Below are 9804 nucleotides of genomic sequence, written 5' to 3' on the forward strand. Positions count from 1 at the left end.
CTGCGCAGCTCTACAAATTGGGCCTGTTGAAAATCTCTGACGAGACTTCAGCAAGCCAACCAGTTAAGCCTGATGACCATAGCGAGGCGGGTCCCACTCCTTCCCATCCCGAACAGGACAGTGAAATGCCTCAGCGCCGATGATAGTGCGGGTTCCCGTGTGAAAGTAGGTCATCGTCAGGCTAATATCTAAGCAAAACGCCCGGTCACATGGCCGGGCGTTTCTGTCTCTGAGTGTGGGTCTGCTAAGGCAGGTCGGGCACTCGGTCCCTAGATGCAAGCGAAGTCTGCCTGGTGTGTGGCAGCGTTTGCCTCTGTGGATCCAGCTGGGCTTGGCCTGGTTGTAAGCAGAGCAGAAGTTGCAAGCTGATGAAAATCGCATGCAATAGGTGTTGACGATAGTGAAAACATCAGTCATAATCTCGCTTCTGTGCTGTTGACGAGCTGCAAAGCAGTCGACAGGCGCAAGATTCGATGCAAGTCGGTCTTGTCAAGATGAGCTTGGCTCTCTTGGTTCTTTAAAAATTAACAGCCGATAAGCGTGGGCGTTTGAAGGTGAGTTTTGATGCTCGGTGACGAGTATCAAGTCTCTTAGACTTTAAACGCTCACGGAAATTAGATGGAATCATGTAAATGGTTTCGTCGATTCCGTTGAGTAAATCAAGATCGAACTGTAGAGTTTGATCCTGGCTCAGATTGAACGCTGGCGGCATGCCTTACACATGCAAGTCGAACGGTAACAGGTTAAGCTGACGAGTGGCGAACGGGTGAGTAATGTATCGGAACGTGCCCAGTCGTGGGGGATAACTACTCGAAAGAGTGGCTAATACCGCATACGACCTGAGGGTGAAAGCGGGGGACCGTAAGGCCTCGCGCGATTGGAGCGGCCGATATCAGATTAGCTAGTTGGTGGGGTAAAAGCCCACCAAGGCGACGATCTGTAGCTGGTCTGAGAGGACGACCAGCCACACTGGGACTGAGACACGGCCCAGACTCCTACGGGAGGCAGCAGTGGGAATTTTGGACAATGGACGCAAGTCTGATCCAGCCATGCCGCGTGCGGGAAGAAGGCCTTCGGGTTGTAAACCGCTTTTGTCAGGGAAGAAACGAGTTTCTCTAATACAGAGACTTAATGACGGTACCTGAAGAATAAGCACCGGCTAACTACGTGCCAGCAGCCGCGGTAATACGTAGGGTGCAAGCGTTAATCGGAATTACTGGGCGTAAAGCGTGCGCAGGCGGTTATGCAAGACAGAGGTGAAATCCCCGGGCTCAACCTGGGAACTGCCTTTGTGACTGCATAGCTAGAGTACGGCAGAGGGGGATGGAATTCCGCGTGTAGCAGTGAAATGCGTAGATATGCGGAGGAACACCGATGGCGAAGGCAATCCCCTGGGCCTGTACTGACGCTCATGCACGAAAGCGTGGGGGAGCAAACAGGATTAGATACCCTGGTAGTCCACGCCCTAAACGATGTCAACTGGTTGTTGGGAGGGTTTCTTCTCAGTAACGTAGCTAACGCGTGAAGTTGACCGCCTGGGGAGTACGGCCGCAAGGTTGAAACTCAAAGGAATTGACGGGGACCCGCACAAGCGGTGGATGATGTGGTTTAATTCGATGCAACGCGAAAAACCTTACCTACCCTTGACATGCCAGGAATCCTGCAGAGATGTGGGAGTGCTCGAAAGAGAACCTGGACACAGGTGCTGCATGGCCGTCGTCAGCTCGTGTCGTGAGATGTTGGGTTAAGTCCCGCAACGAGCGCAACCCTTGTCATTAGTTGCTACGAAAGGGCACTCTAATGAGACTGCCGGTGACAAACCGGAGGAAGGTGGGGATGACGTCAGGTCATCATGGCCCTTATGGGTAGGGCTACACACGTCATACAATGGCCGGTACAGAGGGCTGCCAACCCGCGAGGGGGAGCTAATCCCAGAAAACCGGTCGTAGTCCGGATCGTAGTCTGCAACTCGACTGCGTGAAGTCGGAATCGCTAGTAATCGCGGATCAGCTTGCCGCGGTGAATACGTTCCCGGGTCTTGTACACACCGCCCGTCACACCATGGGAGCGGGTTCTGCCAGAAGTAGTTAGCCTAACCGCAAGGGGGGCGATTACCACGGCAGGGTTCGTGACTGGGGTGAAGTCGTAACAAGGTAGCCGTATCGGAAGGTGCGGCTGGATCACCTCCTTTCTAGAAAATGGTCGAGCAGTTGTTTGCTGCATGCAGCAGATGACCAGCGAGATCCACATGACTCATTTTTAAGCGCCCACACTTATCGGCTGTGAATACAACATCAGAGTAATAGCGTGAGCCTGCCGAGCTGGCCTCAACAGGCGAGCGTTACTGAGAGGCAGTGCACGCAAGAAACGCGTGGGTCTGTAGCTCAGTCGGTTAGAGCACCGTCTTGATAAGGCGGGGGTCGCTGGTTCGAATCCAGCCAGACCCACCACGGATTTGAAGAGATCCCGGGGGATTAGCTCAGCTGGGAGAGCACCTGCTTTGCAAGCAGGGGGTCGTCGGTTCGATCCCGTCATCCTCCACCAATTACTCTGTGCCATGGTTGACAAACCAAAGCATCCGTTGCGCGAAGGCGTGAGCGGTTGTTCTGGTTTGTCAGTCATAAGGCTCGAAAGAGTCGGCTGTTGTTCTTTAACAATTTGTAGAGTCGAATCAGCGCTGCTAGCGGAAAGCGCCATCTCGTAAAGGGGGTGAGCGTACCGTGCCGCTAGTAGCTTTTGATTGCGTCAAACACAAGACTTCAACTGAGCAAGAAATTGTTTAGGTATGAAGAACGGCGTAACGCGTGAATACTCAATAAACGTATGGAGCTGAGAGGCTCTGTACGAGTCCTTGACGACAGTGCAGTCAGCGCTGTCAAAGTTATAGGGTCAAGTGACTAAGTGCATGTGGTGGATGCCTTGGCGATTACAGGCGACGAAGGACGTGATAGCCTGCGATAAGCTTCGGGGAGCTGGCAAATTAGCTTTGATCCGGAGATTTCCGAATGGGGAAACCCACCCCGCGAGGGGTAACTCTGACTGAATACATAGGTCATTGTGGCGAACCGGGTGAACTGAAACATCTCAGTAGCTCGAGGAAAAGACATCAACCGAGATTCCGAAAGTAGCGGCGAGCGAAATTGGAGTAGCCTTTACGTTTTAGCATCGTGTATATCAGAACGGAATGGAAAGTCCGGCCATAGCGGGTGATAGCCCCGTATGAGAAATGCTGCGGTGTGGAACTAAGCGTAAGACAAGTAGGGCGGGACACGAGAAATCCTGTCTGAATATGGGGGGACCATCCTCCAAGGCTAAATACTCGTAATCGACCGATAGTGAACTAGTACCGTGAGGGAAAGGCGAAAAGAACCCCGGGAGGGGAGTGAAATAGATCCTGAAACCGCATGCATACAAAAAGTAGGAGCCCGCAAGGGTGACTGCGTACCTTTTGTATAATGGGTCAGCGACTTACATTCAGTGGCGAGGTTAACCGAATAGGGAAGCCGTAGAGAAATCGAGTCCGAATAGGGCGAATTAGTCGCTGGGTGTAGACCCGAAACCAAGTGATCTATCCATGGCCAGGATGAAGGTACCGTAACAGGTGCTGGAGGTCCGAACCGACTAATGTTGCAAAATTAGCGGATGAGCTGTGGATAGGGGTGAAAGGCTAAACAAACTTGGAAATAGCTGGTTCTCTCCGAAAACTATTTAGGTAGTGCCTCAAGTATTACCATCGGGGGTAGAGCACTGTTATGGCTAGGGGGTCATGGCGACTTACCAAACCATTGCAAACTCCGAATACCGATGAGTACAGCTTGGGAGACAGAGCACCGGGTGCTAACGTCCGGACTCAAGAGGGAAACAACCCAGACCGCCAGCTAAGGTCCCCAAAATTGGCTAAGTGGGAAACGAAGTGGGAAGGCTAAAACAGTCAGGATGTTGGCTTAGAAGCAGCCATCATTTAAAGAAAGCGTAATAGCTCACTGATCGAGTCGTCCTGCGCGGAAGATGTAACGGGGCTAAGCCAGTTACCGAAGCTGCGGATGTGCAATTTATTGCACGTGGTAGGAGAGCGTTCTGTAAGCCTGTGAAGGTGGGTTGTGAAGCCTGCTGGAGGTATCAGAAGTGCGAATGCTGACATGAGTAGCGTTAAAGGGGGTGAAAAGCCCCCTCGCCGAAAGCGCAAGGTTTCCTACGCAACGTTCATCGGCGTAGGGTGAGTCGGCCCCTAAGGCGAGGCAGAGATGCGTAGCTGATGGGAAACAGGTAAATATTCCTGTACCGATCAATAGTGCGATGTGGGGACGGAGAAGGTTAGCTCAGCCAACTGTTGGAATAGTTGGTTCAAGCGTGTAGTCGTGCTCTTTAGGCAAATCCGGAGAGCTTAGATGAGGCGTGATAACGAGTCTGCTTGCAGACGAAGTGAGTGATACCCTGCTTCCAGGAAAAGCCACTAAGCTTCAGCTATTGACGACCGTACCGCAAACCGACACTGGTGCGCGAGATGAGTATTCTAAGGCGCTTGAGAGAACTCTGGAGAAGGAACTCGGCAAATTGACACCGTAACTTCGGAAGAAGGTGTGCCTCTAGTATGTGTAGAGATTTACTCTCGAAGCAGAATGGGGCCGCAGAGAATCGGTGGCTGCAACTGTTTATTAAAAACACAGCACTCTGCAAAGACGAAAGTCGACGTATAGGGTGTGACTCCTGCCCGGTGCTGGAAGATTAAATGATGGGGTGCAAGCTCTTGACTGAAGTCCCAGTAAACGGCGGCCGTAACTATAACGGTCCTAAGGTAGCGAAATTCCTTGTCGGGTAAGTTCCGACCTGCACGAATGGAGTAATGATGGCCACACTGTCTCCTCCAGAGACTCAGCGAAGTTGAAATGTTTGTGATGATGCAATCTCCCCGCGGAAAGACGGAAAGACCCCATGAACCTTTACTGTAGCTTTACATTGGACTTTGAACAGATCTGTGTAGGATAGGTGGGAGGCTTTGAAGTGAGGACGCTAGTTCTCATGGAGCCAACGTTGAAATACCACCCTGGTGTGTTTGAGGTTCTAACCTTGGTCCCTTATCGGGATTGGGGACAGTGTATGGTGGGCAGTTTGACTGGGGCGGTCTCCTCCCAAAGTGTAACGGAGGAGTTCGAAGGTACGCTAAATACGGTCGGAAATCGTGTTGATAGTGCATTGGCATAAGCGTGCTTGACTGCGAGACTGACAAGTCGAGCAGGTACGAAAGTAGGACAAAGTGATCCGGTGGTTCTGTATGGAAGGGCCATCGCTCAACGGATAAAAGGTACTCTGGGGATAACAGGCTGATACCGCCCAAGAGTTCATATCGACGGCGGTGTTTGGCACCTCGATGTCGGCTCATCTCATCCTGGGGCTGTAGCCGGTCCCAAGGGTATGGCTGTTCGCCATTTAAAGAGGTACGTGAGCTGGGTTTAAAACGTCGTGAGACAGTTTGGTCCCTATCTTCCGTGGGCGCTGCAAGATTGAGAGAGCCTGCTCCTAGTACGAGAGGACCGGAGTGGACGCACCTCTGGTGTATCGGTTGTCACGCCAGTGGCATCGCCGAGTAGCTAAGTGCGGAAGAGATAACCGCTGAAAGCATCTAAGCGGGAAACTCGTCTCAAGATGAGTCTTGCCGGGGCCTTGAGCCCCCTGAAGGGTCGTTCGAGACCAGGACGTTGATAGGCTGGGTGTGGAAGCGCAGTAATGCGTTAAGCTAACCAGTACTAATTGCCCGTGAGGCTTGACCCTATAACTTTGACAGTTCAGGCGATGGAAACATCAGCCGATCTGATCAAGGATTATTGAGGACACAAGTTATACCGTTCTTCAGAAGTCAGATCATTCAACGAAATGATCCAACGTGTGAACGCAATCAAAACCAGCTGATTCGAAGTGCAATACATGACGAACTCATGTATACTGCGCAGCTCTACAAATTGGGCCTGTTGAAAATCTCTGACGAGACTTCAGCAAGCCAACCAGTTAAGCCTGATGACCATAGCGAGGCGGTCCCACTCCTTCCCATCCCGAACAGGACAGTGAAATGCCTCAGCGCCGATGATAGTGCGGGTTCCCGTGTGAAAGTAGGTCATCGTCAGGCTAATATCTAAGCAGCGCCCCCGGTTCGAAAGAATCGGGGGCGTTTTGCTTTACAGGTCGCAAATCCTTGTGACGATGAAAGCTTTGTCTTCGATCGGCCAGGCACCTTGCGTCGTGCCTTTGGATTCAATATGAAGCAAAGGCGTAGCGGGAAGATTGTTTCGGCGCGCTCTTTCTCAGGCGCTATCAACCCCTAGGCTCGCCCCCATGCGTTCGATACGTCGACGCAAAAAATCTTCGGCGAGGCCGGGTTCCGGTTGTAGGCGTTGGCCGATATAGAGCTCCTGGCGACGTTCTGCAATTTGGCTGCGCAGGCGTTGGACCATCACATGGAATGGGTCCAGCCCCAGTTTTTCGGCCCGACTGATGGCCTGCCAGAGTTGATGCATGGGGTGAGCTTCGAGCGCAACGCGGTGGGCTTGAACCACGCGGAGACGGCCTTGTACCGAGTTCTCGCAGCGGCTGAGCCATTCGTGCAAGGCATCGGCATTACCTCCGGTGACTTTGAGTGGATCTTCTCCGGCAGCCAGGAGTAGTGCTTCCAGGCGTGTTCGGTTTTCTGAGGCGTAGGCTTCGTTCACCAGCATCATGGCTTGCTCGCGGCGCTGACGCTCGTTCTCGTTGTCGGCGAAATCAGGATGCAGACGCATGGCTGCGCGCCGATACAAAGTCTTTAAGCTCGGCGGCGGCAGATCGATCACCCCGGCAGCGGGTTCCGCGGGAAGCGGTGGCGCTGTGGGCAAGAAAGGGATGGTTGGCAAGGCCGTGGCTTGCGGCGCACGTGGCGTGCGAGCTGAAATGCCATTGCGGCGCAAAGCTTCGGCCAAGTATTGGGTGGCCGTGTGTAACTGCGATTCCAGAGCATCCAATTCCAAATAGGAGGAGCCAAGCGTGGCCACATACCGGTCGACGAAAGCCCTCAGTTGGCCATGCAGTTCGAAGAATTCCTGCTCCTGGGCTTGCAAATAGCGCTGCAGCTCACGCAATTGAGCCCTTCGGCGGTCCAGTCCATGCCTTGAAAGCGCAGAATTGTTCATGGCACCGAGTGAGTGGGTTGGACGGTCATTCAAACAGTTCTATTGTGGCGTGACGAGTGAAGTTCCTGAAATGAAAACAGCCCCCGCAGGGGCTGTTTTATCTCGGGGCTAACCCGTGTGAGCCTGCCAATCGGCGAATCGCTCGCTCCAGTACTTTTGATTCAGTCTGTCAAGGTTGAGAGGCGGCGGCGCTGGCTTGTTCCGCAGCTGAGCCTGGCGCCGCGGTAAGCACCTTGGTGTCGGACGCAGCCTGTGGCGAATCGGTCGGTTGTGCAGCAATGGCGGCTGGGCTGTTCGTGCCGTGGGCTGCGGCCGGTGCCGTGGTGGGCAAAGGCAGCAGCGGAACGATCAGCAAGGCCACGATGTTGATGATCTTGATCAGCGGGTTGACGGCAGGGCCGGCGGTGTCTTTGTAGGGGTCACCGACCGTATCGCCCGTCACCGCGGCCTTGTGAGCTTCCGAGCCCTTGCCGCCGTGGTGGCCGTCTTCGATGTATTTCTTGGCGTTGTCCCAAGCGCCGCCGCCGGTGCACATGGAAATGGCGACAAAGAGGCCGGTGACGATGGTGCCCATCAACAGGCCGCCCAATGCGGCGGGGCCGAGCAGCAGGCCGACCAAGACCGGTACCACCACGGGCAGCAGTGAGGGCACGATCATTTCCTTGATCGCTGCAGTGGTCAGCATGTCGACGGCGGTGCCATACTCGGGCTTACCGCTGCCATCCATGATGCCCTTGATGTCGCGGAACTGGCGGCGAACTTCGACGACCCACCGCGCCCGCAGCACGGCCGACCGCTTCCATGGCCATGGCGCCGAACAGATAGGGGATCAGGCCGCCGATGAACAGGCCCACGATGACTTTGGGGTCGCTGAGGTCGAAGCTCACGCTCAGGCCGCGGCTTTCCAGCGAGTGGGTGTAGTCCGCGAACAGCACCAGCGCGGCAAGGCCGGCCGAGCCAATGGCGTAGCCCTTGGTCACGGCCTTGGTGGTGTTGCCCACGGCGTCCAGGGGGTCCGTCACGTCGCGCACGCTGGAAGGCAGTTCGGACATCTCGGCAATGCCGCCGGCGTTGTCGGTGATGGGACCGTAGGCGTCCAGTGCAACGACGATGCCGGCCATGCTCAGCATGGAGGTGGCGGCCACGGCGATCGCGTACAGACCGCCGAGTTGATAGGTCGCCAGAATGGCGGCGCAAACAAACAGCACGGGCCATGCTGTCGAACGCATCGACACGCCCAGGCCCGCGATGATGTTGGTGCCGTGACCGGTGGTGGACGCTTGTGCGATGTGTTTGACGGGCGAGTACTGGGTGCCGGTGTAGAACTCGGTGATCCAGACCAGGGCCGCGGTCAGCACCAAGCCGACGGCGCATGCGCCGAACAAGCGCATGCGGGTGCCGGCACCCAGGGCGTCATCGGGCACGACTGCATTGGTGACGAAGTAGAAGGCGATCAGGGACAGCACGCCGGCCACTGCGAGGCCTTTGTAAAGCGCCGGCATCACATTCTTCATGCCAGGTGAGGCTTTGACAAAGTAGCAGCCGATGATGGACGCGATGATGGACACGCCCCCCAGCATCAGCGGGTAGAGGATGGCGGCCATCGGTGCAGCAGTCACCACCAGAGCGCCCAGCGCCATGGTGGCGATCAGGGTGACCGCATAGGTCTCGAACAAGTCAGCGGCCATGCCGGCGCAGTCGCCGACGTTGTCGCCGACGTTGTCGGCGATCACCGCCGGGTTGCGCGGGTCGTCCTCGGGAATGCCGGCTTCGACCTTGCCCACCAGGTCAGCGCCCACATCGGCGCCCTTGGTGAAAATGCCGCCACCCAGGCGAGCGAAGATGGAGATCAGCGAAGAGCCGAAGGCAAAGCCCAGCAAGGGCTTGAGCGTGGCGGAATCCACCTTCTCGCCACCACTGAGGTACCAGAAGAACAGGCTCACGCCCAGCAAGCCCAGGCCCACGACCAGCATGCCGGTGATGGCGCCGCCCTTGAACGCGACATCCAGCGCCGGGCCGATGCCCTTGGTGGCGGCCTGGGCGGTGCGCACATTGGCACGCACCGAGACATTCATGCCGATGAAGCCGCAGGCGCCCGAAAGCACCGCGCCCAAGACAAAGCCGATGGCGGTGCGCAGGTCCAGGAAGAAGGCAATCAAGAGGGTCAGCACGACGCCGACCACGGCAATTGTCTTGTACTGCCGTGCGAGGTAGGCGGCGGCCCCTTGCTGGATGGCCGCGGCGATTTCCTGCATGCGGGGATTGCCCGCGTCCTGACTCAAGATCCAGCTTCTCTGGATGAAGCCATACAAGACTGCGGCGATACCGCAGGCCAGCGCGAAGTACAGCGCCAATTGGGTCGTCATGAACGGGTCTCCTGTTGGTGTAACTGCCAAATCGGAATGCGCCTCGATGCCCCTACGCCAGACCTGCACGGTGGCGGCTCAGGTCGCTGCGTTTGATGCTACGGGATGGGCTTTGCGTAAAGCAATCGAGCGCTCTGGGTGTTTACCCAGTGTTTGCGGGTAAACGATGCCGCTGACGTCCAAGTCCAGCGGTGTGTCGTAGCCTGGGGTGTTGCAGCTTGCGCCACCGCTGTCACGGCGGTGTAAGCGCAGCCCTTAGAATCCGGGTTTCCCCTCGCGTT

General features: G+C 55.8%; 1 protein-coding gene, 2 tRNA genes, 4 rRNA genes and 1 pseudogene. 6 read left to right on the top strand and 2 right to left on the bottom strand.

Going from position 1 to position 9804, the window contains the following annotated elements; all coding sequences use genetic code 11:
• Positions 1-68: 68 nt before the first annotated feature.
• From rrf (C1O66_RS03365) to rrf (C1O66_RS03390), 6 genes are all read left to right on the top strand, one after another.
• Positions 69-182, top strand: a 5S ribosomal RNA gene (rrf, locus tag C1O66_RS03365).
• 485 nt (positions 183-667) lie between these two features.
• Positions 668-2191, top strand: a 16S ribosomal RNA gene (locus C1O66_RS03370).
• A 182-nt stretch (positions 2192-2373) separates the two neighbouring features.
• Positions 2374-2450: transfer RNA gene (locus tag C1O66_RS03375), tRNA-Ile, on the top strand.
• Positions 2451-2468: 18 nt separating this feature from the next.
• Positions 2469-2544: transfer RNA gene (locus tag C1O66_RS03380), tRNA-Ala, on the top strand.
• 343 nt (positions 2545-2887) lie between these two features.
• Positions 2888-5769 (top strand): 23S ribosomal RNA (locus C1O66_RS03385).
• Positions 5770-6008: 239 nt separating this feature from the next.
• Positions 6009-6121: ribosomal RNA gene (gene rrf / locus C1O66_RS03390) — 5S ribosomal RNA — on the top strand.
• Together the 16S, 23S and 5S rRNA genes with 2 tRNA genes alongside form the textbook arrangement of a ribosomal RNA operon.
• 175 nt (positions 6122-6296) lie before the next feature.
• Here the strand turns inward: rrf (C1O66_RS03390) and C1O66_RS23530 are convergent.
• Positions 6297-7157: a J domain-containing protein gene (locus tag C1O66_RS23530; RefSeq protein ID WP_133155084.1), complete on the bottom strand. Its 861-nt coding sequence runs from the start codon at positions 7155-7157 to the stop codon at positions 6297-6299.
• Positions 7158-7326: 169 nt separating this feature from the next.
• Positions 7327-9523: pseudogene (locus tag C1O66_RS03400) on the bottom strand (sodium-translocating pyrophosphatase).
• Between the last annotated feature and the right edge of the window lie 281 nt (positions 9524-9804).

Source organism: Paucibacter aquatile (genome assembly GCF_002885975.1).
GTDB classification, from domain to species: Bacteria; Pseudomonadota; Gammaproteobacteria; order Burkholderiales; family Burkholderiaceae_C; genus Paucibacter_A; species Paucibacter_A aquatilis.

Coding starts and splice junctions, on each gene's coding strand:
- C1O66_RS23530 (WP_133155084.1), bottom strand. CDS start 7,157: ATGAACAATTCTGCGCTTTCAAGGCATGGACTGGACCGCCGAAGGGCT.